This window comes from Paracoccus aeridis (genome assembly GCF_004923205.2).
Taxonomy (GTDB): domain Bacteria; phylum Pseudomonadota; class Alphaproteobacteria; order Rhodobacterales; family Rhodobacteraceae; genus Paracoccus; species Paracoccus aeridis.
The window spans coordinates 1-1,237 of record NZ_SELD02000068.1; the positions used below are offsets into that span (position 1 = coordinate 1).

2 protein-coding genes are annotated in these 1,237 nt (G+C 65.8%); both read left to right on the forward strand.

Annotated features, from left to right (window positions below; translation table 11 throughout):
* On the forward strand, positions 1 to 1,034 hold a 1,034-nt coding region (istA, locus tag ELI80_RS15985; RefSeq protein WP_136653650.1), incomplete at its 5' end, for an IS21 family transposase.
* The coding region (locus ELI80_RS15990) for an ATP-binding protein (protein WP_236641546.1) at positions 1,024 to 1,237 on the forward strand (214 nt) is incomplete at its 3' end. The genes istA and ELI80_RS15990, both read left to right, overlap by 11 nt.

Below are 1,237 nucleotides of genomic sequence, written 5' to 3' on the forward strand. Positions count from 1 at the left end.
CCTATCTGCTGCAGACCCACGAGATGCTGTTCGACGCCCATTGGCATGGGTTCCGGGTGTTCGGTGGCGTGCCGGAGCGTGGGATCTACGACAACATGCGGACGGCGGTGGACCGCATCGGCAGGGGCAAGGAGCGCCAGATCAACATGCGCTTTCTTGCCATGGCCAACCACTATGTCTTCGAGCCGGAGTTCTGCAATCCCGCCTCGGGCTGGGAGAAGGGACAGGTCGAGAAGAACGTGCAGGACGCGCGGCCGCGCCTGTGGCAACCGATGCCGAACTTCCCTGACCTCGCTGCGCTGAACGCCTGGCTCGAGCGGCGCTGCCTGGAGTTGTGGCGCGAGATCCCGCACGGGGTTCTGCCCGGAACCCTCGCCGACGCCTGGGCCGAGGAGCAAACTGCGCTGATGCCGCTGCCGCCTGCCTTCGACGGCTTCGTCGAGCGGAGCAAGCGTGTCTCACCCACCTGCCTGATCAGCTTCGAACGCAATCGCTACAGCGTGCCAGCGTCCTTCGCCAACCGGCCCGTCAGCCTGAGGGTCTACCCGGATCGGCTGGTGGTTGCCGCAGAAGGGCAGGTTCTCTGTGAGCATGAACGGCTGATCCAGCGCTCCCATCATCTGCCACCCCGCACGATCTATGACTGGCGCCACTATCTGACGGTGATCCAGCGCAAGCCTGGAGCGTTGCGGAACGGGGCCCCCTTTGTGGAGCTGCCGTCAGGCTTCAGGCGATTGCAGGACCAGATGCTGCGACGACCCGGCGGAGATCGGGAGATGGTCGATATCCTCGCCCTGGTCCTGCAGCATGACGAGCAGGCGGTGCTGACCGCGGTCGAGCTGGCCCTGTCCGATGGGGTGGCGACCAAGACCCATGTGCTGAACATCCTGCACCGGCTGATCGACGGCAGGGTAACCGACAGCCCGACCATCGATACGCCACAGGCGTTGCTCCTGCGCCGCGAACCGAAGGCCAATGTCGAGCGCTACGACGACCTGCGCGCCCGCAGCAGCGGAGGCCGTCATGCGTCATGATCCCGCCAGCGGCGCCGTCGTCATCATGCTGCGCAGCCTGAAGATGCATGGCATGGCTCAGGCCGTCACCGACCTCATCGAGCAAGGCGCGCCAGTCTTCGAGGCGGCCGTGCCGATCCTGACGCAGCTCCTGAAGGCCGAGTTGGCCGAGCGCGAGGTGCGCTCCATCGCCTATCACATGAAGGCCGCGCGCTTCCCGGCCT